A 25694-nucleotide genomic window follows, 5' to 3' on the forward strand; every position below is an offset into this window, starting at 1 on the left:
CGGCGGAGGAAACATGGCAAAAGCGGACCAGGTCAGGGAATCGTCAGCGGTATATCGGAGCGGCCGGGAGATCGAGTGCTGGCTGACGGACATGGACGGCGTGCTGGTCCACGAAAACCAGCCTGTCCCCGGCGCGGCGGAACTCATCCAACGCTGGGTGGACACCTCCAAGCGCTTCCTGGTCCTGACGAACAACTCCATCTTCACCCCCCGCGACCTTGCTGCCCGGCTGCGCGCCTCCGGCCTGGAGATCCCTGAGGAGAACATCTGGACCTCGGCGCTGGCCACGGCCCAGTTCCTCAAGAACCAGGTGATGGGCTCGGGTTCCGGTAACCGCGCGTACACCATCGGCGAGGCCGGATTGACGACGGCGCTGCACGAGGCGGGCTTCATTCTCACCGACCAGGATCCTGACTTTGTGGTGCTCGGCGAGACCCGCACGTATTCCTTCGAGGCCATCACCATGGCTATCCGGCTGATCCTGGCGGGGGCGCGTTTCATCGCCACCAATCCCGATGCCACCGGCCCGTCCAAGGACGGCCCCATGCCTGCCACAGGAGCCATCGCCGCGCTCATCACCAAGGCCACCGGCCGTGAGCCGTACATTGTGGGCAAGCCCAATCCCATGATGTTTCGGTCCGCGATGAACCAGATCGATGCACACTCCGAAACCACGGCCATGATCGGGGACCGGATGGACACAGACATCATTGCCGGGATGGAAGCCGGCCTGCATACTGTCCTGGTCCTGACTGGAATCACCCAGCGCGAGGACATTGGGTCCTACCCGTTCCGGCCCAACCAGATCCTCAATTCCGTCGCTGACCTGAAGAACCAGATCTAAAAAACTGTGACCCTGGATCCTCCGCCGGGCAGTGGGAAGAAGCCATTCATCAGCCGCTCCACTATGGGCCGGTAGACCGTCGGGTTCCATCCCGGGCTGGCGTGTGCCGGCAGCGCACCCGCAGTCTGGAGGTCCGTGGACACCATGTTGGATTTGAACGCAGCCGCCCACTTTCTGCGGGCTGACTCGTAGTTAACCGTCTGGTCCTTGGGGCTGCCGATGAAAGCCATCTTCGCTGCGCCCAGCTTGTCCACAAACCGCGTCCCGTCAAAGTGGTAGATGTATGCCGATTCGGACTGGATCAGCACGCTGGATGGCGCGATCGGGGACAACTGCTCCATCGTCTGATCCAGGATCTGGCGCCACGACCGTTCATCTTTGTGGATGACGCGCTCACCCAGCTCATATCCGCCGCGAAGCATGGACGGGAAGCGGAATCCGCTCTCGTAAAGAAGGACCACGCTGTCGAACCAGCTCTGGTCAAGCACGTCGTTTCGGTTGTAGGGGCTGGAATCCAGCAGGATGAAAGCCACCTCCACGCCGTGGAGGTCGCGGAGCCTTGCGGCAACCTGGGTGGCCACCATGCCGCCAAAGCTGTGGCCGTAGAAGTACAGTTTGGTGAGCTTCTTGGCCCGGACATGCTCGATCACGGCGATGACCAGTTCGTCGATGTTCAGCCCCCCGTTGGAATAGCCGACGGCGGCCAGCTGGCCGCGCCTATTCAGGGCACCGCGGAGGGAGTTCAGGATCCACTGCGCTTCTTCCCAGCTGGTCTTGTAGCCGGGAAACAGGAACCAACTGGCTTCGGGGTAGTAGGCGTCGGCGAAGTCATCGGGCATCGTCAGGATTCTGTTGACCAGGCGTTCTGACTGGACACGGCGGGTGAAGAGCATGTCTGCGGCCAGGAGGGATGACGCGCCTGCTCCTATCAGGAAACTGCGGCGCGAGAACCGCTTGAGCGCAGCGGCTTCGGCAAGCAGCCGGGCTTCAGCAGCCCCGGGCTGTTCGCGTGGCTCTGGTGTCCCCTTGTGCAGCACACCTCTACCGTAGCCACAGGCGAAGCCGTCACCGCAACCCTGCGGCGGGTGTCCCTGCGCGGGATCGGCCGTCAGCCGGCAGCGGGCTCCTGCGCCGCCGGCCCGTACGCGGCGTCGGCCTGGCGCCGCCGCGAAATCTCCTGGCCGATATCGGTGTATCGGGCCAGCAGATCCGATCCGGCGAACGTTTCGGGGGTGTCCAGGAGCGCAAAGATCGAGTCGCTGGCTGCCAGCAGTTCGTCGTCGGAGAACTCCGCCAGTGGCCGGGTGCCCAAGGCCCAGAAGCTTGCGGAGGTCTCCGCGTCGGGCTCGTCCGAGAATCCAGCCATGGGCTCATCCGTGATGGCCAACGCCTGCTCGCCGGCGCCGGGTGCCGTGGACTCCACGTGCGTACGGACGGCCAGTTCCAGCGTAACCCCTGCGTCGTCGGTTCCTGGAACCGCGGCGCCGTCAATGGCATTGAGATCATTGCGGAGGCCTGCAAGCGCTGTTGATTCGATGAAGGTGGCGCCGGTGAGGTCAACGCGGATATGGGATCTGACCCCCATGCGCCGGACGCGCCGGACAATGTGGACGAGGCACGGACGCGATTCCTCGTTGAGGCTCCCCCGGACTTCTATCCTGACAACGTCGGTAACGACGTCGAGCTTAACGAGGGCATGCAGTCTGCGGTCCATAGGTACTCCAAAAGAGGGCGTCTATGGCCGACGGCTCAACCTCAGCAAGCGTATCCTCCCCGCAGTTCCGGCACAAGCCGCAGTGTCAGGCCAGGCCTAGCCGGCCTGCTTTTTGTCCGGCTCCTCGTAGTGCGTGCGGGTGCCGGTTCCGCCCACCGATTCCACCAGGGATTTAGCGACGTCGCGCAGCTTGGTGTTGCTGTTGCTGGACGCGTCGGTGAGGATCCTGACCGCGGCGTCCTGGCTGCAGCGGTTCTGGGCCATAACGATCCCCACCGCGATGTCGATGATGGTCCGGGACTCCAGCGTGGCCCGCAGGTTGGCGGCGCTGTCCGTATGGAGCGAAAACCTGACGGCAAGCCGCAGCGCCTGCGAGATTTCCCGGGTGTAGCCCCTCGCCTTGGCAGACGCGCGTTCGTCGAACTTGTTCGGCACGTCCGAGTAGAGGTTCAGGGCAGCCCTCGCTTCCCCCTGCAGGTTGAAGGGCAACGACAGCACTGACCGCAGCCCGTGCGACGCGACTGCATTGGCGTAGTCCGGCCCCCACCGGTCCTCCTCGAACAGGTCCGGCACATGGACTTCGCGCTCGTCCTCCGCCGCCGTGAGGCAGGGGCCCTGCGACAGCGAATACTGGATTTCATCCACTTCCCGGGCTGACTCGCTGCTCCAGCCGATGGTGGCAGCCTTGCGGTCCCGGAGCAGCGTGATGCCGCACAGCGCGTCGTCACCGTCGCCCGCCATCTGGTGGGCGGAGAACCGGGCCAGTTCGTTAACGAAGTCCTCAAAATCCGCGCTTTCCAGAATGAGGTTCTGGATTTGCTCGACGGTGCTCAAAGGTTGTTCTGGCGGGAGCATTATGCACGTTCTCCAAGGGTTTTGAAGGGGGTTACCGCAAATAGTAGGTCACCCCCAGAACCTAGTCCAGCCCGCGCAGCTCCGGCCGCGTGCCGGTCCGGCTGTCGCTATGAGAGTCCCAGCTCGTCCTTGCCGAAGGCGAACAGGTACGGCACACCGGTCTCGGCCTCGATCTTTTCCTTGGCTCCGGTGTCCCGGTCCACGATCACCGCTACCGCCACCACGTTCCCGCCGGCCTTCCGCACACCCTCAACCGCGGTCAGCGCCGAGCCGCCGGTGGTGGAGGTGTCCTCGAGCACCAGGACCTTGCGGCCGTCAACGGAGGGCCCCTCAACCTGGCGGCCCATGCCGTAGGACTTCTGGGCCTTGCGGACCACAAAGGCATCCACGTTCCGCCCCGCGTCCACAGCGGCGTGCATGACTGCGGTGCCCACCGGGTCTGCCCCCATGGTCAGGCCACCGGCGCACTCAAAGTCGATGCCGGCGTCGTCCGCCAGAGCCAGCATGACCTGCCCCACCAGCGTGGACGCCTCGTGGTGGAGCGTGATGCGGCGCAGGTCGATGTAGTAATCGGCCTCCGCACCGCTGGACAGGATCACCTTGCCGCGGACCACGGCGAGTTCCTTGATCAGTTCCAGCAGGCGGGCACGGGCAGCGGCAGCGTCAAGAGGGGAAGTCATGGTCTCCAGTTTAGTGGTTTCCGTATTTGTGACTGCGCCCCGGCGAGGGAACGCGGCGGGCGAAGCCGGGCGCGTGCTCCGGCCGGGGTCCGAAAGCGATGATCCGCGGCATGACCCGCCGCACTATCGGAGCGTGCCGGACCAAGAACAGCAGGGCCGGCGGAGGCCCGGTCCTCCTTCCGGCGAACAGTGGAACGAACACTGCCCGGTGCATGATGCGCTGTACGGTCTGGACAACAATGGTGGGCATCCGGCGCCGCCGTTCCACTGCAGCAAGGTCCTCCACCCCGACGTGCCCCCGGAGAAGCGCCGGGGCCAGCCGGGCTGCGGCCGCCACGGCATCCTGGATGGCCAGGTTGATGCCCACACCACCGGCAGGGGACATGGCATGTGCGGCGTCGCCGATGCACAGCAGCCCGTCCACGTACCAGCGCCGCAGCCGGTCCAGCCGCACGTCCAGCCAGTGAAGGTCATCGATCGAACGGATCGAACCCACGCGGTCAGCCAGGTCAGGACGCAGGGCGGCCACCCGTTCCCTGAACCGTTCAATCCCTTCGGAACGGATCCGCGCGTCTTCTCCCTTGGGACCGAGGTACCCCATCTGGTAGTAGTCGTCACGGAACAGCGCGATCATGGCTTCGCGGTCCCGAAAGGCCGGAACGATGCCCGCCACGGCGCCTTTTTCCGAAGCATGGCGCGGAAGCCTGAACCACCAGGTGTCGAAGGGGACCGGATATTCCTTCGACTGAAGGCCGGCGGCCCGGCGCAGCACGGAATGGCGCCCGTCCGTGGCCACCACGAGGTCCGCGTGGAGCGCCCCTTCAGCACCCCCACGCGTCCTGTAGCGGACGCCGGTGACGCGTCCGCCGTCGAACATTATCGACGTGGCCTCATGCTCCATCAGGAGCCTGAACGTGGGTTCGCGCGCCGCCTCGGTGGCCAGGAAGTTGAGGAAGTCCCACTGCGGCATCATCGCAATGTAGTTGTACGGCGGCTTTAGGGAAGCGAAATCACCAACGGTGACCAGGCCGACGCCCGGGATGGGGAAGGCGACGTTGTTCAGCCTGCTCTGCGGAAGCTTGCGGAATTTGTCGCCCAATCCCAGTTCGTCAATCAGCCTGATGGTGGATGCATGGACGGTGTCGCCGCGGAAATCCCGCAGGAAGTCGCCGTGCTTCTCAAGCACCGTGACCTGCACTCCGGCCCGGGCAAGGAGGAGCCCCAGCATCATGCCCGCCGGGCCACCACCGGCCACCACACAACCAGTCTTTTCCATGCCCTAACGCTACGCCGGGATTTCGCTGCCGATACGGACCCTGGGTCAGAGCCGGGTGTCGAAGGAATCGCAGAAGACGTTGTCGTTGAACGTTCCCTGGAAGCCGGACTTGCCCTGGATTTTCTCAATGGTGGCCCGGATGGCCTCGCGCGACCCGGCGTGGGCGTGGATGACGGTCCGGACCATGGGCACGTCGATCAGGTGGTTGGGCTGGTTCAGCGAGACAAAGACGGTGGGCACCTCGGTGACGTACCACGGGATTTCCGCCGCCATCGGCGACGACCATTTGATCCGGATGGCTGCTTCCTGGGCAAAGCCTTTGACGTTGGCGAAGACGAATGCGGCGTCGTACTTCTCGGCGTAGTCGCCCGTGGCTTCCTCGGAGATGATGGACATGAAGTTCACGCCCGCCTCTCCCGCGGCTTCGCGCTGCTCCGCCGTCCGGAACAGGTGCACCTCGAATCCGGCCTTCTCCAGCTCGTCCTTGACCGTGTCAAGGTAGGCCAGGGGGTCCGCGCGCGTGAAGTCCGGGCCTGCCGAGATGCCGTACAGGCGGATGCGTTTGTGCGTCTCCGGTGTGATGGGCAGGCTGTTGGCCGTGTCCTTGACCAGGGTGACGGTCTTGTCCGCAATCTCCGCAGCGACGGCCCGGTGTGCTTCGCTGCCGATGACACCCAGCGCCTCAACCGGCGGCACCAGTTCCTCCCGCGCCGTGGCATGCAGGCCCAGGCTGGCCTTCAGTGCCAGGATCCGGCGCAGGGCGTCCTGCAGCCGCTGCTCGCTGATGACGCCGGTCTTGTAGCCCTCCATCATGTACTGGAAGTCCTCTGCAGGGTTGCGGAAGAACAGGAACATGTCGCAACCGGCCGCGATGGTGGCCGGAACCAGGTCCTTGCGCTTCATGGCCTGGGTCAGGCCGATCATCTGCGAAGCGTCCGTGAGAATCAGCCCGTTGAAGCCGAGTTCGCCGCGCAGCAAGTCCTGGAGCAGTTCGGGCGCCAGGGTCGCCGGCAGAATCTCTTTGTCCGCAGTGCCGGGGCGGAAATGCCGGGAAAGCTCCGGCGCCCCGATGTGGCCGATCATGATGGACTGCACGCCGTGGCCGATCATCTCCCGGTACACGTGCCCGTACGTCCGGTTCCACTCCTCGTAGCCGAGGGTGTTGTAGGACGTCACAACGTGCTGGTCACGCTCATCTATTCCGTCGCCTGGGAAGTGCTTGATGGCGCAGACCGTCGGCGATTCGCTGATGCCGTCGAAGTATTCCTTGGCCCGCTCCACCACAATCTCAGGGGTGTTGCCGAAGGACCGGGTGGAGATGACCGTGTTCCGCCAGTTGTAGTGGATGTCCACAATTGGGGCGAACGCCCAGTTGCAGCCAAGGGCCGCCGTCTCCACCCCGGCCACTTGCCCCATTTGCCTCGCGATGGACTTGTCCGGGTGCGAGCCCGCCTGCAGGTGCGTGCACACGAAGGTTCCGTCGTCGCAGCTTCCGGCCCCGCCCATTTCCGGGTTGGACGCTATCAGCAGCGGCACCCGGGTTTTCGACTGGGCATACCGGATGTGTTCCTGCACCGCGGCCGACGGGCCTGGACGGTAACGCATTCCCCCGACGTGGTAGTTCTCGAGGACGCCGTCAAGGTACTCCGGCGAGTAGTCGTTGTTGTGGTTGATGAACAGCTGCCCGATCTTTTCCTCGAGTGTCATCGCATCAATAGTGGAATCTATCCAGACGATAGCGTCGTCGTCGAGGTTGAACGGCGCCGCCTTGAGGTCGACGTCGAACTGGCGCAGGGGGGTGCCTACGGTTCCGGTCGGCGGGGCAAGCGGTGCCGGCGGGGCAAGCGGGGCTGGCGGGGCGACGCCGCCAGCGAGTGCGGCGGAAATGCCGGCGAGTGCCGCCGTCACCACGGCGTCAACCGGTTCTGCGACGTCCACCACCACGCCTGCCTCGTCCGCTTGGAGTGGTTCCAGGGTTGCCAGCTGTGACTCCAGCAATGCGGGCGGCATGAAATGCCCGGAGCGCCCCTCAATTCGCGCTGCGAGAACGTCCTTGCTGCCATGCAGGTGGAGGAACACGGTGTCCGGGGCCTGGGCCCGGATGGCGTCACGGTAGCTGCGGCGCAGGGCCGAGCAGGCCAGGACCAGTCCCCTGTTACCGGCCGCGGCGAGTTCAGCGCCCACCGTGGCAAGCCACGGCCAGCGGTCCTCATCCGTCAGTGGAGTGCCGGCTGCCATCTTGGCGACATTCTCCACGGGGTGGAGGGAGTCGCCGTCGAGGAAGGGCACGCCCAGTTGGCGGGCGACGAGGTCGCCGATGGTGGTTTTGCCGCAGCCGGAAACACCCATGACAACGATGCGGCGGGAAGCAGGTACTGCATTCGAGGACACTGGTTCATCGGTGGTCACCAGTCGTGCACCGTTCCGTCCACAAGCCGGTTGTAGGGCAGGTAGGCCTGCTGGTACGGGTACGTCGCGGCGGCTTCCTCGTTGAATTCGACGCCGATGCCGGGCTTGTCGCCCGGGTGCAGGTATCCGTCCACAAACGTCATGGACTGCTCGAAGACCGTGTTCGTGGCGTCGGAGTGCTGCATGTATTCCTGAATGCCGTAGTTGTGGATGGCCAGGCCAACGTGCAGCTGGGCGGCGAACCCCACCGGGGAGATGTCGGTGGGGCCATGGAAGCCGGACTTGATCTGGTACTGCGCGGCGAAGTCCATGACCTTCTTCAACGGGGAGATGCCGCCGAAGTGCGTGGACGCTGCCCGGACATAGTCGATCAACTGTTCCTTGATCAGCGTCTGGAAGTCGAACACGGTGTTGAAGATTTCGCCGATGGCCAGCGGAGTGGTGGTGTGCTGGCGGACCAGGCGAAGCCCCTCCTGGTTCTCGGCCGGCGTGCAGTCCTCAAGCCAGAACAGGTCATAAGGCTCAAGCGCCTTGCCCAGTTTGGCCGCCTGGATCGGAGTCATCCGGTGGTGGCCGTCATGCAGCAGGGGCAGTTCCGGGCCGAACTCGTTCCGGACCGCCTCGAACACCGAAGGCAGGTGGCGCAGGTACGCACGGGTATCCCAGTCCTCCTCCACGGGGAACGCGCCGCGGCCGGCGGGCTCGTAGTCGTAACGCTCGCCCGAGGCCTGCGCCTGGGCAGCGACGCCGTACAAGGCCTTGATGCCGGGCACGGCGGTCTGGATCCGGACCGACTTGTAGCCGAGTTCCAGATGCTCCCGGACGGAATCAAACAATGCCGGAATGTCCGCGCCCGAGGCGTGACCGTAGGCCCGCAGGCCGTTGCGGGAAGCGCCGCCCAGCAACTGGTACACAGGCATGCCGGCCATCTTGCCCTTAATGTCCCACAGGGCCATGTCCACGGCCGCGATGGCGGCCATCGTCACCGGACCGCGGCGCCAGTAGGCACTCCGATAGAGGAACTGCCAGGTGTCCTCGATCCGGTGCGGATCCTTACCGATGAGCAGCTGCGCCACGTGCTCCTTCAGATACGCCGCCACCGCCAGCTCCCTGCCGTTCAGGGTGGCATCACCGATGCCGGTCACGCCGTCTTCCGTGGTGATCCTCAGGGTCACGAAGTTGCGGGACGGGCTTGTCACGAAGACTTCCGCGGCAATAATTTTCACAGCTATTCCTTTCGAACGGGGCTGGGTCGAGGCTGGTCAGGGAACTTAGTTGGAGTTGGCAGCGATTGGCTTGGCGGCCGGCGAAGCGTCGGCGGCGCTGGACGCTTCGCTTCCGGGAGCACCGTTTTGGGTGTTCTCTCCGTCCACGCGGCGGGCCCGGATCTCGGTGAGGATCTCGGCGTGCATGGCATCCGTCAGCTTGTATTTGGACATGACCAGGACGGCCAGGATGGTGAGCACGGCCGGGATGGCGCCGGCGGCGAGCTGGATACCGAACACGGCGTCCGCCGTCTGCACGGCACCGGACTTGTACCCGCCCAGAGCCAGGGCGTACGCGGCAAGGGCACCGCCCACGGCCTGCCCGGTCTTGCGGGTGAACGAGAAGAGCGCGTACGTGATTCCTTCGGTGCGGATGCCCGTCCTCCATTCGCCGTATTCCACGGTGTCCGCTTCCAGGGCCCACACTACGATGTTCACAGCGAGGACGCCCACGAGGCTGATCACGAGGCCGGAGAATCCGATCCAGACCTGGCTGGCAGGGGTGAAGAAGATGATGGCGCCACCGATGACGGTGAGCAGCGACGAGTAGATGTAGACGCGCTTCTTGCCGATGGACCGGACCAGCTTGGGCATGAACGCGGCCAGCACGAAAGTGAATACCAGCTGGATGATGGACAGCACCGGGTACAGGTCAAGGCGTCCCAGGACATCGCGAAGGTAGTACAGCTGCACCGATGTCAGTGCCAGGTAGCCGGAGAGGAAGAAGAAGGAGCTGATGCAAAGCATCAGGAGGGGCTTGTTGCCTTTCAGGGTTTCCATACTCTGCTTGACCGAGACGTTCGGGACGGCGCGGTGGACGCGTTCCTTGGCGGTCAGGACTGTGAAGAAGTAGAGGGCGGCACCGATGGCCACGAATACCAAGGTGATGGTGGTGAAGGTTCCCTGCAGGTCAGCTCCCGGCTTGATGAGCGGTGCCACAAAGATGCCGAGGGCCGAACCCACCAGCAGGCCGCCCACCATGCGGGCCGATCCCAGCTTGGCGCGCTCCCCTGGGTCCTGGGTCATGGCGCCGGCGAGGGAGCCGTAGGGGATGTTGACCAGGCTGTAGGCCAGGCCAAGGGCCGCGTACGTAACGTAGGCGTAGAGCAGGGTTCCGGATTCGCCCAACTGCGGGACGGAGAACGTTGCAACGCTCAGGAGCAGCAGGGGGATGGAGCCGAACATGATGAATGGACGGAACTTCCCGAAGCGCCTACTGAAGGTGCGGTCCACCATGCGGCCGGCAAAGACATCGGCGAACGCGTCAAAGATCCTGACGACCAGCAGCAGGGTGCCTGCCGCGGCGGCCGAGATTCCCGCAACGTCCGTGTAGTACACCAGCAAGAACATGGTGGCGGTGGTGAAGGCGAGATTGTTGGCCGCATCCCCGGCGCCGTAGCCGATGATGCTTAGCTTGCTCAGCTTTTTCATGATTGGGCTCCTTTACCCGGTGCCGCCCCCGTGGAGCCGGCGAAAACGTGTGAAAAATGCTTGGGGCGGTGATGCTGTGGAAAGTCTTTGGCGGCCGACGGGTGCGATTCCCCGGGAAGCCGGTATAGCTCGTGTTGTAATCCTAGTCACTTGGCAATCATTTGGCAAGCGGTTGCCAACTGTTGGCTGAAGGTTTTATGAAACACAGCTGCCCGGCCTCCGGGATCTGGAAGCCGGGCAGCAGCGCATGCGCGGAGGACGTTAAGGGGAGGCAGCCGGCTCCCCGAACGTTCCGCATAGGTCTTCTATCAGCTCGACGACGGTGGCGTCCCCGGCAAGCGCCCGATCCACTAGGCCCAGCAGGGCACGGACGCGCTCCGTACCGCTGAGCCGGTTGGCTGCGGCCACCTGGTCAGCGAGAGGATCCTGGAACGCGTCGGCGGCTGCGCTGTAGTCCATCCAGGCGGCAATCATGAGCGCTGCCGCAGTGCCGGACCTGCCCGCGGCACGCTCGGCCTGCAGCACCGGAACGGCGCGCATCCGCAGCTTGGTGCTGCCGTCCATAGCGATCTGCGCGAGGTGGTGGGCAATCCGGGCGTTGCTGAAGCGCGCCAGCAGGGCAGCGCGGTAGGCCGGGATCTGCAGCTCCGCAGCGTTTCCCTCCGGCCCGGAAAGGTTGGCTTCCGCCTCGTCCCAGAACTTTTCAACGGCCTGCAGGCACAGCGGGTCCGCCAAAGCCTGGGCCACGGTGGTGTGGCCGCGGAGCAGACCCGCGTAGGCGAGCAGGGAGTGCGCGCCGTTCAGGAGCCAGAGTTTGCGGTTCTCGTACGGCTCGATGTCGGCCACGAACACAGCACCGGCGTCCTCCCAGCGCGGCCGTCCGCCCGGGAATTCCCCGCTGAGTATCCAGTTGGAGAAGGGCTCGGCCACCACGGGCGAATTGTCGCGGTAGCCGCACGCGGCCTGGACGGCGGCAAGGTCCGCGTCAGTGGTTCGCGGAGTGATGCGGTCAACGGAGGTGCTCACGAAGCTGATGTTGGCGTCTATCCAACCAGCCAGGCCTGCGTCCCACGCCCCGGCCATGCCCACCACGGCGTTGTGCGCCACGGTGCCATTGTTGGAGAGGTTGTCACAGCAGACGACGGCGAGCGGTCCCGCCCCGGCAGCCCGGCGGGCGGCGAGGGCCAGCACAAGCCGGCCCACCGGCGTCGTCGGGTTGCCGCTGCCTGATGCCAGCAGCGCAAGGTCGGCAACGACGTCGGACGCGGTCCGGCCGAGGTGGCCGTCGGAGCCGAGCCGGTAGGCCGCTTCGGTAATGGTCAAGGTGACTACGCCGGTGGTGGGAGCGGCAACCAGGTCCGCGAGCCGCTGCACGTCGGCGCCGTCCACGGCCTCCACGATGCTGCTGACCACCGTGAACGAGTCACCGCCGTCGGCGCGTTCCACCACGGTGAACAGCCCGTCCTGTTCGGCCAGGGCCAGGGCGGCGTCGGGGCGGCGGCCGGTAAAGGCGGCGATGCCCCAGTCCGCGGCATCGGACGCCTGATGCGTGTACCAGGCCTGGTGTGAGCGGTGGAAGGCGCCCAGCCCCAGGTGGACGATCCGGACGGGCCCCTTGGCGGAGGGGCGCAGCTGGCGGCTGAGTTGGGGCAGTTCCACGGCGGGTTCTGCCTCTTCAGCATTCTGCAGTTCGGTGCTCACAGTTTGAAGACCCTTCGTGGCGAGCCGTCGACAAGGTCGACGATCAGTTCATGGGCGCGGTCCTCGCTGACCCGGTGCTCCGCCACGAGCCTGGCCAGGAAGGATGCCTCGATCCGGCGGGAAGCGTCGTGGCGGGCCGGGATGGAGCAGAAGGCGCGGGTGTCGTCGATGAAGCCGGACGAGCGGGAGAAGCCGGCCGTCTCCGTGACGGCGGAGCGGAAGCGCAGCATGGCGTCCGGCGCGTCAAGGAACCACCACGGCGCACCGAGGTAGACGGACGGATAGAAGCCTGCCAGCGGCGCGAGTTCGCGGGAGAACACGGTCTCGTCCAGGGTGAAGAGCACCAGGTGGAAGTCCTTGGCGGTGCCGAAGTCCTGCAGCAGCGGGCGGATCGCCTCGGTGTAGTTGACGGCGAACGGGATGTCGTGGCCGGTGTCCGCGCCGTAGGCGTTGAAAGTGGGTTCGTGGTGGTTGCGGTACGACCCCGGGTGGATGGTCATCACCAGGCCGTCCTCCACGGACATGCGCGCCATCTGGTACATCATGTGGGCTTCGAAGTCCTCGCGGTCCTGCGGGCTGGCCTGGCCCGCGCGGGCCCGGTCGAACAGCTTCGCCGCATCGCCGGCGTCGAGCTTCAGCGTTGCGGGAGTGCGGACGCCGTGGTCGGCCGAAACTGCGCCGTGTTCCACGAAATAACGACGCCGGATTTCCAGGGCGTTGATGTAGCCGGCATAGCCGGTGGCGCCGTCGCCCGCTGCCGCGATGAGCCGGTCCACATTCGCGGACCAGGCGGGGTGCGCGATGTTCAGGTAGGCGTCCGGGCGGAAGGTGGGCAGGACGCGTCCGTGGAACGTGGGGTCCTCGGCGATCGCCTTGTGGCTGGCGAGGCTGTCCAGGGGGTCGTCCGTGGTGGCCAGCACCTCGATGTTGAAGTCCTTGAAGAGCTGGCGGGGGCGGAAGCCCGGCTCCAGCAGCTTGGCCGAAATGGCGTCGTAGCTGGCACCGGCAGTCTCCGCGCTGATCTCCTGCTGGAGGCCGAACACGCTGTCGAACTGGGTGCGGAGCCAATAGCCGGAGGCCGTTCCCTCGAACAGCGGCCAGGCCTTGCAGAACTCGCGCCACACAGTGCGGGAGTCCGGTTCCGAGGTGTTCGAACCGCGCAGCCGGTCCAGCGGGACGCCGCTGGCGTGGATCAGGCGGGTGACGTAGTGGTCCGGGCTGACCAGCAGCGCTGCCGGGTCCGGGAAGGGGGTGTTGTGCTCAATGACTGCGGCGTCAACGTGCCCGTGCGGGGAAATGATGGGGAGGTCCTGGACGCGCTGCAGGAGGTCGCGCGCAATACTGCGCGTTCCGGGATCCGCGGGCAGGAGCCGGTCTGGGTTGGCTGCAATCGACTGTGACATAAATCAATGGTCACGTCTGTCGCAGGCTTTGTCAACCGGTTGCCATGAATTGCCATCCGGGTTGCGGCCGGTCTCGGACGCGGCTCGTGCGCGAGGACGCGGATAGGGCGTAGGGCCGCGCGGATACGGGCGTCCCCGGACCTGTGGCACATCGCCGGACCGTTTGCGCGTCGCCAGCCGCCGCGGGGAGTCACCAGCCGCTGTGGGACGTCGGGAGTTGCTAGCCCGCGGGCAGGAGCCGTCCGCTCGAGCCGCGCAGCACCAGCTCAGTTTCTACGCGGAGCGTCGCGGCAGGCTCCCCGGCGCCGTGCAGGAGATCAAGCAGCAGTGTGGCAGCGCCCGCGCCGCACTTCCCGAGCGGTGAGCGCACGGTGGTGAGCGGGGGTGTGGTGAAGTCGGCGCCGAAAATATCGTCGAAGCCCACGATGCTGATCTGGTCCGGGACCACCATGCCGGCGGCCTGGAGTTCCTGCATGAGGCCGATGGCCAGGAGGTCGTTGTAGGTCAGGACCGCGGTGGCGCCGCTGGCCCGGACGTCGCGCGCCACCTGCCTGCCACCGTCGACCGTGGGTTTGGTGGATTCCAGCCGTACGGCCTCCAGCCGGGACCATTCGCAGGCAGCCTGCACGCCGTCCCAGCGGCGGGCGGACATCCAGGACTGCGGCGGACCGGCAACAAAAGCAACTTTTGTGTGCCCGTTGGCGGCCAGGCTGCGGACTGCCTCACTGATGCCCTTGTTTACGTCGGGAACCACGCACGGCACGCCGTCGACCTCGCGGTTGATGACTACCACCGGTTTGTCGCGGGCGAGCCTGCGGATGTCGTCGTCGTTCATGCGCGGGCTGGCAAGGATGAGGCCGTCCACGGTGGCCATCATCCGGCGGGCGGCGGTCAGCTCGGTGACGGCGGACTCGGCGGATTCGGCCAGCACCAGGGTGTAGTCCCGCAGCGTGGCGGTGGTCTCCGCTCCGCGGATGATGTCGAAGAATGTGGGGTTGGTGATGTCCGCGACGATCAGCCCGAAGGTGTTGGTGCGGCCGGTGGGGAGCGCCCGGGCGAACGGGTTGACCTGGTAATTCAGCTCGGCAGCGGCATCCTCAATGAGTTTCTGCGTCTTGGCGCTGACCCGGCCCGGCTTGGTGAGCGCACGGGAAACTGTGGATGGATTGACGCCGGCAACCTTGGCAATGTCGTAGATAGTGGCGTTGGGCTTGCCGTCCCGCGCGTGCTTTTTGGCCGGCGCTCTTGTTGCGGCAACTTCCGGCGTCTTGGGTTCAGTCACCGCCCCATCCTAACGAGGAACAATCCAACTGGGTCGCAGTTAATGTCGTTTCTAGCGCCCATAACGACAATAACTGCGACCTAGTTGGGCCTAGTTGGCCAGCGGTTGCCGGTTGCGGGTTAGCAGTGCCCGGCTAGGATCGCTCGGGGAACTTGCCTTCGTCCGCGATGCGCTTGTTCAGCTCGGCGAGGAACTCGTCCTCGTCGAAGTCCAGGCCCACTTCCGTGCCGGTCCAGCTGGAGAGGTGGATGGCGTTGGCCAGGCGGACGCCGTTGATGCCGTCCGATCCCGGGGCCAGCAGCGGGGTGCCGTCCAGGATGTTGGCCGCGAAGTTCTCCAGGACGCCGGCATGCTGGCCGCCCCAGACGGATTCGAACTCGATGACCTCGGTGGAGTAGTACTGTTCCGGATTCAGCTCGCCCATAAAGAGCTTGCGGACATCGTCCATATCCATGGCGTCGCTGAGTTCACGCTCCGGCTTGACCAGGCGCGTGACGGTGGCTGTTTTGGAGTTTTCGACCACGATCTTGCCCTGGTCGCCCAGGATCTCGAAGCGGTCGGTTCCCACAATGTCGTGGGTGGCAGTGACGAAAACGCCGGTGGCGCCGTTGCCGTAGTCCACCACTGCAGTTACTTCGTCCTCGACGGCGATGTCGCGACGGAAGCCGTACGCAACCTTCGAGTAGACGGACTTCGGCACTCCACAGATCCACTGCCACAGGTCCAGCTGGTGCGGTGCCTGGTTGACCAGGACGCCGCCGCCTTCGCCGCCCCACGTGGCGCGCCATTCGCTGGAGTTGTAGTAGCCCTGCGGACGCCACCAGTTGGTGATGATCCAGTTGGTGCGGCGGATGCTGCCGATCTCGCCGTTCTCGACGATCTCCTTGAGCTTCCGGTACAGCGGGTTGTTGCGTTGGTTGAACATGATCGCGAAGGACAGCTCGGGCTTGCTCGCGGCGAACTCGTTGAGCTCTTTGACCTGCTTGGTGTACACGCCGGCCGGCTTCTCCACGAGGGCGTGGATGTTGCGTTTGAGGGTCTCGATGCCCATTTCGGGGTGCAGGAAGTGCGGAACGCAGGTCACGACGGCGTCTACGTCGCCGCTTTCCAGCATGGCGATGTAGCCGTCGTAGAAGGGCACATCGGGGTACGTAGCCGAGGCAACGTCCTTCTTCGCAGGATCGGTGTCGCAAATGGCGCCGATCTCCATGTTGGGAACCATGCCGTCCGTGATGAACTTGGCGTAGGCGCCGCCCTGCTGACCCAGGCCGATAATGCCGAGGCGTACTGTCTTGCTCATGTGTAAATCTCCGTATTCTTTGGTGCTGAGTCTGGGGAGTCTTAGAAGAGGCGGGCGTGGCCCATGGCCACCAGGTTGTCGTGGGAGGTCTGCAGTGCATCCCAGACGGTGCGGCCGTAGAGTTCGTCCTGTTCAACCAGCATGTACTGGGCTCCGGCGGCCTGCGAGGCGTCGATGATCGAGGGGAAATCGAGGTTTCCTTCGCCCACTTCGGCGAACTGGACGACGTTCTTGAACTCGCTCATGAATCCCATGATGTCCCCCGAATCGAGCAGTCCGAACGCTGATTCCGGCAACTGACCGATTCGGTAGTCCTTCAGGTGCACCATGGCCGTCCGGCCGGCGTACTTCTGCAGCGTCCGGACCGGGTCGAGGCCGCCGCGCTGGACCCAGTGCACGTCGATTTCCATGCCCATGGCCGGGGAGTTCTCGGCGATGATGTCCAGCATGTATTTGCCGTCGAACTTCGCGAACTCGATGTGGTGGTTGTGGTAGTACAGTCCGAGCCCCTGTTCCTGCAGGCGTTCGGCGTATTCGTTGGCCTGCTTGGCGAAGTCAATGACTGCACCGATGGACCGCATCGCCGGAAACGGCAGCATGCCGATCCGAAGAAGCTTGGAGTCGAGGCGCTTCGCGTCGTCCACGATCTTGTCGAAGTGATCCTGGAGCGAATCGCCGGGACGGCCCTTGGGTGCTTCCATCGCGACGGACAACGCCGCGATGTCCATGCCCAGTTCATTACGGGAGCGGTCCAGCTCGGCCACATTTTCGGGTGTCATCGGGATCTGCGAGATTTCGACGGCGTTGTAACCGATCGCGCTGACCTTGCGGAGCGTTTCGAACGGCCCGATCTCCGCGAAGCTGTCCTTCAACATCATCGCCTGCACGCCTATTTTGGCCACGTTATTCCTCCGTTGTTGTACCTGGTGTGTTAAGTCCGGCGTCCGCCGCTAGGCGAGGGCGCCGGCCTGTTCAATCTGATGCCGCTGGCTTTCCAGCAGCCGGTGACGATCCGCCCGGCGCTGTTCCTGCCGGTCCGGATCGGGTACTGGGGACGCCAGCAGGAGGCGCTGCGTGTAAGGGTGCTCGGGGTCGCGGGTAACGATCTCGGCTGGTCCCTGTTCGACGATTTCGCCGTGGTACATGACCGCCACGCGGTGACTGATGTGGCGGACCACATCGAGATCGTGGGAAACGAAGAGGTAGGAAACCCCGGTATCACGCTGGATCTGCAGGAACAGGTCAAGCACTCGCGCCTGGGTGGACAGGTCCAGTGCACTGACGGGCTCGTCGCAGACGATCAGCTTGGGTGAGAGGGCCAGGGCCCGGGCGATGGCCACGCGCTGGCGCTGGCCGCCGCTGAACTCGCGCGGGAGGCGGTGGATGGCATCCGCGGGCAGACCCACCTGGTCCAGGAGTTCCTTGACGCGCTTCTTGGCGGCACTCTGCTCCATGCCCTGCACGCCGAGGGGCTCGGCGAGGATGTCACCGATCTCCAGGGCGGGGTTAAGCGAAGTGTACGGATCCTGGAAAACCACCTGGAGGTCGCGGCTCAGGGTTCGCCGTTGCTTTCGGGTGGCGTGGCTGATGTCCTTGCCTTCGAAAGTGATTTTGCCGCCCGTGACCGGGGCCAGGCCCAGGACCGCACGGCCCAGGGTGGTCTTGCCGGAACCGGACTCCCCGACCAAGCCAAGGGTCTCGCCCTGGCCGATGGAGATGTTGATGTTCGTCAGGGCCCTGAACGGCTTTGCCCGGAACTTCTTGCTCGGGTATTCGACAACCAGGTTGTTCACTGTCAGAAGCGGTGCGCTTTCCGTGGTGCTCATGCGACCGGCTCCTTCTGGCTGGATACAAGCATGGACAGGGGGGTTTTGTCTTCGAGCATCGATGCCAGGAGAGTCTGGGTGTACCGCTCTTTCGGGTTCCGGAGGATGTCGCGGACGGATCCTTCCTCCACGAGCCGGCCGTTCTGCATTACAGCCACGCGGTCGCAAAGGTCCGCCACCACACCGAAGTTGTGCGTCACCAGGATGATGCCGATGTTCAGGCGCTGCTGGAGCTCGCGCAGGAGGTCCAGCACGTCGGCCTGCACCGTGACGTCCAACGCGGTGGTGGGCTCATCGGCTATCACCAGGTCCGGTTCACAGCTGATGGCACCGGCGATCAGCACACGCTGGGCCATGCCACCCGAGACTTCGTGCGGGTACGCGCTGAAGGTCCGCTCCGGGCTGACGATCCCGACGTCGGTCAGCAGCTTCAGCGCACGCTTGCGGGCCTCCTCCTTGGAAATCCCCAATACCCGCACCATGGGCGTGACCAGCTGGTAGCCGATGGTGAAGGCGGGGTCCAGGTTGCTCATGGGCTCCTGCGGAATGTAGGAGATGCGCTTGCCCCGCAGCTTGGACAGCCGCGACTGGTTGACGCGTTCGTCGCCCGGGGCAACGGTGTAGTTGCCATCGAACTGAATGGCGCCGCCCACAATGCGGGCATTGTCCGGAAGCAGGCCCAGGATGGAGAACGCCGTCTGGGACTTTCCTGAACCGGATTCACCCACGATGCCGAGGATTTCGCCCCGGTCCACGTGGAAGGACACATCGTCCACTACCTTCTTGATGGAGCCGTCGGCCTGCGGGTAGCCGACGCCGAGATTGGTCACCTTTACGAGGTGGTGCTCAGTTCCGGCATCGACGGCGGCCACGGACTTACGCGACGGGCGCGCCGTGGCGGGCGCCGCCGTCGGGCTCGCTCCCGTGGCCGAAGACGTGGCCCTTTTCTTGCGGTGCTTGACCTTTTCGCCGTCTTCCAAGGCGTCGCGGATGGCGTTGCCGAGCAGCACCAGGCCGCCGATAGTGAGCGCCATGGCGAGGGCGGGCCAGAGGAGCAGCGTGGGGGTCAGGTAGACGTTCTTGAAGCCCTCGGAGAGCATCACGCCCCAGGTTGCCTTGGTGGGATCGCCGAGTCCCAGGAACTCAAGTCCGGACTGGATCGCAATGGCCACGCCGGCAATGGCTGCGGTCTGAATGATGATGGGTGCGCGGACCACGGAGAAGATGTGGCGGGCAATGATGCTCCAGTCGGAGAGCCCGGACACCCGGGCTGCATCGACATAAAGCTCGTTGCGCACCGACTGGACAGCGGTGCGGGTCAAGCGGAAGTAGGACGGGCTGATGAGGACGCCGAAGGCGATCATCGAAATCCATACCGAGGGTCCGAACGCTGCGCGGATGGTGAGCAGCACGATCAGGCCCGGCAGGCTCATGAGGATGCTGACCACCCAGTTGGAGACCGCCTCGAACTTCCCGGCGTAGTAGCCGGCGATCAGGCCGGCTGGGAGGCCGATGGCGATGGCAACACCGGCACACAGCAGTGCGGACAACAGCGTGAGCTGGGCACCGAAGAGCAGGCGGCTCCAGGTGTCGCGTCCGGCGCTATCCGTGCCCAGGATGTTCACAGAGTCTGCCGGTGCCAGGGTCTTGGTGATGTTCGCGAAGTTCTCCTCGAACGGGGCCAGGACCGGGGCCAAGATGGCCAGCAAGGCGATGGATCCCAGGATCACCAGCGAGGCGATGCCCATCGGGTTCCTGAGGAGGCGGCGCATCACGGTGGAACGGACCACTGTGCCACTCTGCCCCGTCGGAACGGGGGCAGGGACGGCCGTTACGGCCGCTGTTTCTACGGAATCGCTCATGACACACGCACTTTCGGGTTGAGCCAACCATTGAGGATGTCCACCAGGAGGTTCACCACAATGACCACCACCACGGTGTACATGACCACTCCCATGACCACGGGAAGATCGGACTGGCCAGTGGCGGTGACCGCGAGCGGTCCCATACCTGGAAGGGCGAAGATCTGCTCGATGATCACCACGCCGCCCAGCATTCCGATCAGTTGCAGGCTCAAGACGGTCAAGCCTGCCGGTGCGGCACTGCGCAGCACGTGCTTGAAGAGGATTTCACGCTCTCCGATGCCACGGCTGCGAAGTGTCCGGACGTAGTCGCGCTCGAGCTGCTTGATCACGGCGCTGCGGATCTGCTGCGCGCCGCCGGTCACGCCGTTGATAAGCAATGCAATGACCGGAAGGGTCATCGAGTAAACCCAGGCCTCTGGACCCACCCCAGGAGAGATGGTGCTGGTGGCCGGGAAGAGGCCCAGCTGGATGGCCAGGAGGGTCACAAGGAGCACGCCGATCACGTACCCCGGGATGGAGTCGCCAACGATCGCGCCCACCTGGACCACCCTGTCCACCCAGCCGCGCTTGACGGCTGCGGCAACACCGATCAGTGCTGCGCAGATGGCGATCAGGATCATTGCGGTGAAAACCATCGTCATGGTCACCGGGATACGCGTAGCCAGGGAGTTGGCCACCGGTTCCGAGGTGAACCACGAAGCTCCAAGGTTTCCTGAGAGGGAGTCGCCCAACCAGGCGAAGTAACGGGTCGCGAGGGGCTGGTCGAGTCCGAGCTCCTGTTCCTTAAAGGCAACCTGCTCCGGAGTGGCCTGGTCACCCAGGATGTTCCGGGCAATGCTGCCGCTGGAGGTGTACAGCAAGGTGAAGGTGAGTGCCGAGACTACGAACAACACCACCAGACCGCTGCCTAGCCTTTTCGCAATGAACTTGATCATGGAGTCCTACTTGGCAGGCGAGTAGTTGTAGATGGACGGAACGGCCTGCTGGATCTGCGGAGTGACGTTCACCTTGTCGTTGTGGTAGTACATCTGGTTCACACGGAACAACGGAGCGAACCATGCCTGTTCCACTACATACTTGTTGACGTCCTGTGCCAGCTTGCCGGCCTCTTCGCCCCCGGTGCGCACAGCCTGTATCTTGGCCTCGAGCTCCGGCGTGGTGTTCTTGAACGGGTTGTACAGGGCCTTGGTGGAGACGATCTGGTCAATCGCAACCGTGGGCTCGCCCTGGAAGAGGTTGTAAAACAGTGCGTGGTATTTCTGGGCCGCAACGTCCGCAGTGAACGTGTTGGTGATCGCGGCGCCCGGCTTCAGGGTAATGCCGACGTCCGCGAGCTGCTGCTGGAGAACGGAGATAAGGGTTTCACCTCCCGGAAGGGTAGGGACGTCCAGAGTTACGTTGCCCTCGAAGCCGGACTCCTTTAGGAGTTGCTTGGCCTTGGCGGGATCGTAGCTGTAGTAGTTCTCCAGCTCTTCGGTCCAAGCGCCGCTGTCCTTGCCAAACGGCTGCGAGGTGGGAGTTCCTTGGCCGAGCATGACCTGATCCAGGATGGTCTTGCGGTCGAACGCGTGGTTGATGGCCTGGCGGACCTTCAGGTTGGCCAGGGCGGGGTTACTGGTGCCGTCGCGGTCCAGGAGGAGCAAGCCGGACCAGTCCACCTGGTTGGTTTCGAGCTTCATCTTGGCGCCCTCGGCCTGCTTGCCGTTCTTGGGATCCAGGAGGGTGGCATCGATCTGGCCGGAAACCAGCGCATTGGTGCGGGCTGTGGGATCGGTGAGGATCTTGAGGGTGAGCTTCTGGTACTTCTGGAGGTCCTTGTTCCAGTAGCCCTCGCGGGCGGTGAAGACCGTTTGCGAGTCCTTCACCGAGGCTGCCTTGTCCATCACGTACGGGCCGGAGCCCACAGGAACGGTCTTGATGGCGTCAGTACCCAGTGACTGGGGGCTTCCCATCAGGCCCGCGGCCTGGCTCAGGAAGTACTCCAGTGCCGGATCCGGGGTAGCGAGGTTGATATCGATGGTGTCCGCGTCCACCACGGCTACGTCCTGCACCGAGGCGAGCTGGGCCATCTGCGGGCCGTTGGCCTTCTTGAAGTGGTCCATGTTGGCCTTGGCTGCTTCGGCGTCGAACTTGGCACCGTCGCTGAAGGTGACGTCGGTCCGGAGATCCAGGGTGAGCTTGGTGTTGGTGTCGTTGTACTTCCACGCCGTGGCCAGCATCGGACTGAGCTTGCCGTCCGGTTCGCGCAGGATCAGGGTGTCATACGCTGCCTGGTACGGCTGCAGGGCATGGCCGACGTGAGCCTGGGCAGGATCCCAGGAAGTGATGTCCCGGAGGGTGCCCAGGGTGAGTGATGTTGGAGAAGCGCCGGCGTTTGAGCCCGCTCCGGCGCCCCCGCCACATGCGGTGAGCGCCAGCGAGGCGCTGAGTACGAGGGCGGCTGCTGCCGCCTTGGGACCTAACTTCATTGTTGGCTCCTGGGATCCGTGGAACGTGAGACTTGCGAAATGAAGCAGATGTGGCGTGGACCACACCCGTCTTGTGAGATTCAGAATACGCACTAATGGCTTTTTTGGCAACCGATTGTCAAAAATGTTGCGGTATTTCTTTTTTCATACCGGAATGGGTTGCCCGGGCATGTGCGGGCTGGTTGCAACCGGTTGCTTCCAGCTACCGCCCAGACGCCACTACAGCCATGGGTCACGACACTTTGCCAGTCCATTCCGGGTAGCTCTGCCGGTAGACATCCTTGATGATGCGCAGCGATTTTTCGGCCTCTGCGGGGCTGATCCAGAACGGCTCCGCCTCGTCCAGCCGGCCATAGAAGTCGCTGATCAGCAGCTCGTGGGATACACCCCAGTAGGACCGGCCCCCGGAGCCGCTCGTGCGCTCCGGAATGACGTCCACCCGCCCGTCATTATGGTTGACAGTGAGGTCGCCCTTCAGGCTCAGGACGGCTTTCTCGGTGACAACGTCGAGTGCCACCGGGGCGTTGAAGGCATTGGCTAGGGTGGCATAGAACGCACTCCGGGCACCGTTGGCATGTACCGCCACGAATTCCGCGGTGTCTTCCACTTCGATGGTGCCGCCCAGGAATCGCGTCGAAGCATTTCCCGTGACCGTGACAACGTCACCCACCAGCCACTGGAGCAGGTCTACGGTGTGGATGGCCTGGTTCATCATCAGCCCGCCTCCGCCGCTGGCCCAGGTCCCCCGCCAGGGGCGGTTTTCGTAGTACTCGGCGGAGCGCTGCCACATCACCGTTGCCGAGGCCCCCACCACAGCCCCCAGCTCGCCCGATGATAGCAGGGCGTGCATGGCCTGCGCCGTTGCGTTGTACCGGTTCTGGAAGCACACTGCGATTTTCGCCGGGCTTGCCGAGGCGGCCTCCACCAGCCGCCGGCCTTCTGCCAAGGTGTGGGCCAAAGGCTTCTCCACAATGACGTTGACGCCACGCTCCAGGCAGTCCGCGGCCACCGACGCGTGCTGGTCATGCGGGGTGCAAATGTGCACCACGTCCGGACGGACCGCCTCGATGAGGCTCAGGTGGTCGGCGAAACCAGGCACGCCGTAGGCGGCCACGGCGGCAGCCAGCCGCTGCGGATCCGGATCGCAGACCGCAACCAGCGTGGCGCCGTCGAGCTTTGCAAGTGCCTCGAAGTGCACTGTCGAAACATCACCGCAGCCGATGACCGCCGCCGTCGTGCTCAAGAGAGTTCAACCCCGTTCTTCGCCGCGAGCGCAGCGAAGGCGCGGGCCGCGATGCCGAAGGCTACCGGGCCCGAGAAACCGCCAAGCTCGTGGGCGCTGGCCAAGTGGGGTTCCAGCGAGGCGAAACCGGCGAAGCCGTCCGCCTTCAGAGCAGCGATGGTGGCGTCCAGCTCGCCGTCGCCCTCTCCGGAGGGCACCACTTCGCCGGTGGTGGAGAGCGCGTCCTTGACCTGGAAGTACTCGAGGTAGGGGCGCAGCATCGCGTAGCCCTCGGTGAAGGGCTTGACCCCCACCTGGACGAAGTTCGCATTGTCCCACGCGATGCGCAGCGCCGGGGAGTCCACGGACTGCATGATGTCCAGCACGCGCTGCGGAGTATCGCCGTAGATGCCCTTTTCGTTTTCGTGCAGAAGCACGACGCCGGATTCCTCAGCGAGCGCTGCCAGCGCGCCCATGCGGATGAGGACGTCCTCACGGATGTCTTCGGCGCTCCGGTCTTCCGCCCGGTAGAACGAGAAGATGCGGATGTACTTGGTATCCAGGCCCTTGGCCACGGAAATGACCTGGCGGAGGCGTTGCAGCTCGTGTTCCACCGGCAGGCTCACCTCCACCTTGCCAATGGGGCTGGCCACTGCCGAGACCTTGAGGCGCTTTTCATCGAGGATTTCCTTGAGTCGGGCAACCTGCTCCGGTTCCAGCTGGGAGACATTGGTGCCCCAGGCGCTGCGCACCTCGATGTGGCTCGCGCCCAAGGCCAGCAATACGGCAGCCTGCACGGCGGGATCCGGATCTATCTCGTCGCCGAAACCTGAAAGGGGCCAGACTGCGATTGTTGTTTTGCTCACGCGGATCTCCTGGGTTTTGCGGCCGCCGCGCAGGCAGCTCGCCTTCGGCTCCAGCGCGGTGACGCAGTTCACAAACGGTGTCCATCCCAGTTTAGCTAGATCAGCCATCAAATGACAACCGATTGCCAAAAACCGACAATCTGTGGCATTCTTTGCTGATGGATCTGTGTCGGCAGTCACAGGCCCTCCCCTGACCGGCCATAACGGCCCGGCCACCACGTTCAGAGAGGAGCGCCGTGGCTACGACGCAACCAGCAGCTGTGGACCGCCCGCCCACGATCCACGACATCGCCGCACTCTGCGGCGTGGCGGCATCCACCGTTTCCCGGGCGCTCTCCTCGCCGGACCGCGTCAACATCCGGACGCGCCAGCGGATTGAGGCGGCTGCGGCCCAGCTGCACTACATCCCCAACAGCCAGGCCAAGGCACTGAGTTCCGGGCGCACGGGCGCAGTGGGGGTGCTGGTCCCGGACATCACCAACCCCTTTTATTTCGACCTCATCCGGGGCACCCAGCTTCAGCTCAAAGCGGCCGGCTACACCCAGCTGCTGGTGGACACGGAGGAATCGGACGAGGTGGAGGCCAGCACCATGGAACAGCTGCGCAAGAGTGCGGACGGAATCGTGGTGACTGCCTCCCGGCTCAGCGACGAAGCCCTGCTGGCCGCGGCGGCGAAGATGCCCATGGTCACCATCAACCGGGACGTCCCCGGAGTGCCTGCGGTTCTCATTGACACGCCGTCCGCCACAAGCCAGGCCCTCGACCACCTCATCTCGCTGGGCCACACCCGGATTGCCTACATCGCCGGCCCTGCCACGTCCCAGTCCAGCACACGCCGCTGGGCCGCCCTGTCCGAGGCCGCCGAGGAACGCGGCGTGGAAGCGCGCCGGCTGGGACCGTTCGCGCCCAAGACGCAGTCCGGCGCAGCCGCCGCGGACGCCGCCGTGCACAGCGGAGTGACAGCCTGTATCGCGTTCAACGACCTCATCGCCATCGGCATGCTCCAGCGCCTTCGCGAACGCGGCATCCGTGTTCCGGAGGACATGAGCATTGTGGGCTGCGACGACATCTTCGGCGCGGACTTCTGTAACCCGCCCCTGACGACGATGGCCTCCCCGATCGAACAGGCCGGGCGGGTGGCCGTTTCCATGCTGCTGGCGCAGCTGAACCCCCTTGCAGGCGGTGGTACCCGCAGCCGGTCCGTGATGCCAACGCATCTGACGGTCCGCGGCTCCACCGGGCCCGCGCCTGCACCTGGTCCGACAGCGCCATAACTCCGTGCACGAC

The 25694-nt window shown here is 64.7% G+C and carries 21 protein-coding genes; 2 read left to right on the plus strand and 19 right to left on the minus strand.

What is annotated here, in order from left to right:
- The first annotated feature begins 13 nt into the window (after window positions 1–13).
- Entirely contained in the window at window positions 14–844 is an 831-nt protein-coding gene (locus QFZ30_RS17785) for an HAD-IIA family hydrolase (protein WP_307078467.1), read from the plus strand.
- Here QFZ30_RS17785 and QFZ30_RS17790 read toward each other — a convergent pair.
- The 19 genes from QFZ30_RS17790 to QFZ30_RS17880 form a co-directional block, all read right to left on the minus strand.
- Window positions 841–1881: a thioesterase domain-containing protein gene (locus tag QFZ30_RS17790; RefSeq protein ID WP_307078468.1), complete on the minus strand. Its 1041-nt coding sequence runs from the start codon at window positions 1879–1881 to the stop codon at window positions 841–843. The genes QFZ30_RS17785 and QFZ30_RS17790 overlap by 4 nt on opposite strands.
- A 71-nt stretch (window positions 1882–1952) precedes the next feature.
- On the minus strand, window positions 1953–2558 hold the full coding sequence (locus tag QFZ30_RS17795; RefSeq protein ID WP_307078470.1) for a hypothetical protein: 606 nt from the start codon (window positions 2556–2558) through the stop codon (window positions 1953–1955).
- Between the two features lie 96 nt (window positions 2559–2654).
- Window positions 2655–3413 (minus strand): GAF and ANTAR domain-containing protein, encoded by a 759-nt coding sequence (locus QFZ30_RS17800; protein ID WP_307078473.1) that lies wholly within the window; start codon window positions 3411–3413, stop codon window positions 2655–2657.
- A gap of 107 nt (window positions 3414–3520) precedes the next feature.
- Window positions 3521–4093, minus strand: coding sequence for an orotate phosphoribosyltransferase (pyrE, locus tag QFZ30_RS17805; protein ID WP_307078474.1), 573 nt, complete (start codon window positions 4091–4093; stop codon window positions 3521–3523).
- A 10-nt stretch (window positions 4094–4103) separates the two neighbouring features.
- Window positions 4104–5369: an FAD-dependent oxidoreductase gene (locus QFZ30_RS17810; RefSeq protein ID WP_307078476.1), complete on the minus strand. Its 1266-nt coding sequence runs from the start codon at window positions 5367–5369 to the stop codon at window positions 4104–4106.
- 45 nt (window positions 5370–5414) lie between these two features.
- The gene (locus tag QFZ30_RS17815) at window positions 5415–7718 is read right to left on the minus strand and encodes a gluconokinase, GntK/IdnK-type (protein ID WP_307080346.1); all 2304 of its coding nucleotides are present in this window, start codon (window positions 7716–7718) and stop codon (window positions 5415–5417) included.
- A gap of 56 nt (window positions 7719–7774) precedes the next feature.
- Window positions 7775–9004, minus strand: coding sequence for a D-mannonate dehydratase ManD (gene manD / locus QFZ30_RS17820; protein ID WP_307078478.1), 1230 nt, complete (start codon window positions 9002–9004; stop codon window positions 7775–7777).
- Between the two features lie 45 nt (window positions 9005–9049).
- Entirely contained in the window at window positions 9050–10474 is a 1425-nt protein-coding gene (gene uidB / locus QFZ30_RS17825) for a glucuronide transporter (protein ID WP_307078480.1), read from the minus strand.
- Window positions 10475–10735: 261 nt separating this feature from the next.
- The gene (locus QFZ30_RS17830; protein ID WP_307078482.1) at window positions 10736–12175 is read right to left on the minus strand and encodes a mannitol dehydrogenase family protein; all 1440 of its coding nucleotides are present in this window, start codon (window positions 12173–12175) and stop codon (window positions 10736–10738) included.
- Window positions 12172–13578, minus strand: coding sequence for a glucuronate isomerase (uxaC, locus tag QFZ30_RS17835; RefSeq protein WP_307078483.1), 1407 nt, complete (start codon window positions 13576–13578; stop codon window positions 12172–12174). Before uxaC ends, QFZ30_RS17830 begins: the two co-directional genes overlap by 4 nt.
- Before the next feature lie 220 nt (window positions 13579–13798).
- The gene (locus tag QFZ30_RS17840; RefSeq protein WP_307078486.1) at window positions 13799–14860 is read right to left on the minus strand and encodes a LacI family DNA-binding transcriptional regulator; all 1062 of its coding nucleotides are present in this window, start codon (window positions 14858–14860) and stop codon (window positions 13799–13801) included.
- 133 nt (window positions 14861–14993) lie between these two features.
- Window positions 14994–16160 carry a Gfo/Idh/MocA family protein gene (locus QFZ30_RS17845; RefSeq protein WP_307078487.1) on the minus strand — a complete coding sequence of 389 codons (1167 nt, stop codon included), beginning with the start codon at window positions 16158–16160 and terminating at the stop codon, window positions 14994–14996.
- 41 nt (window positions 16161–16201) lie between these two features.
- Window positions 16202–17062 carry a sugar phosphate isomerase/epimerase family protein gene (locus QFZ30_RS17850; RefSeq protein ID WP_307078490.1) on the minus strand — a complete coding sequence of 287 codons (861 nt, stop codon included), beginning with the start codon at window positions 17060–17062 and terminating at the stop codon, window positions 16202–16204.
- 48 nt (window positions 17063–17110) lie between these two features.
- Window positions 17111–17986 (minus strand): ATP-binding cassette domain-containing protein, encoded by an 876-nt coding sequence (locus QFZ30_RS17855; protein ID WP_307078492.1) that lies wholly within the window; start codon window positions 17984–17986, stop codon window positions 17111–17113.
- On the minus strand, window positions 17983–19848 hold the full coding sequence (locus QFZ30_RS17860; protein WP_307078494.1) for a dipeptide/oligopeptide/nickel ABC transporter permease/ATP-binding protein: 1866 nt from the start codon (window positions 19846–19848) through the stop codon (window positions 17983–17985). The genes QFZ30_RS17855 and QFZ30_RS17860 overlap by 4 nt, the downstream gene beginning before the upstream one ends.
- Window positions 19845–20786: an ABC transporter permease gene (locus QFZ30_RS17865; protein WP_307078496.1), complete on the minus strand. Its 942-nt coding sequence runs from the start codon at window positions 20784–20786 to the stop codon at window positions 19845–19847. The genes QFZ30_RS17860 and QFZ30_RS17865 overlap by 4 nt, the downstream gene beginning before the upstream one ends.
- A gap of 6 nt (window positions 20787–20792) precedes the next feature.
- Window positions 20793–22319 (minus strand): ABC transporter substrate-binding protein, encoded by a 1527-nt coding sequence (locus QFZ30_RS17870; protein WP_307078498.1) that lies wholly within the window; start codon window positions 22317–22319, stop codon window positions 20793–20795.
- 232 nt (window positions 22320–22551) lie between these two features.
- Window positions 22552–23562: a Gfo/Idh/MocA family protein gene (locus QFZ30_RS17875; RefSeq protein ID WP_307078500.1), complete on the minus strand. Its 1011-nt coding sequence runs from the start codon at window positions 23560–23562 to the stop codon at window positions 22552–22554.
- Window positions 23559–24407 carry a sugar phosphate isomerase/epimerase family protein gene (locus tag QFZ30_RS17880; RefSeq protein WP_307078501.1) on the minus strand — a complete coding sequence of 283 codons (849 nt, stop codon included), beginning with the start codon at window positions 24405–24407 and terminating at the stop codon, window positions 23559–23561. Before QFZ30_RS17880 ends, QFZ30_RS17875 begins: the two co-directional genes overlap by 4 nt.
- Window positions 24408–24643: 236 nt before the next feature.
- On the opposite strand from QFZ30_RS17880, the gene QFZ30_RS17885 reads away from it, so the two are divergent.
- Window positions 24644–25681, plus strand: coding sequence for a LacI family DNA-binding transcriptional regulator (locus QFZ30_RS17885; protein WP_307078503.1), 1038 nt, complete (start codon window positions 24644–24646; stop codon window positions 25679–25681).
- The last annotated feature ends 13 nt before the right edge of the window (window positions 25682–25694 follow it).

Source organism: Arthrobacter pascens (assembly GCF_030815585.1).
Lineage (GTDB): Bacteria > Actinomycetota > Actinomycetes > Actinomycetales > Micrococcaceae > Arthrobacter > Arthrobacter pascens_A.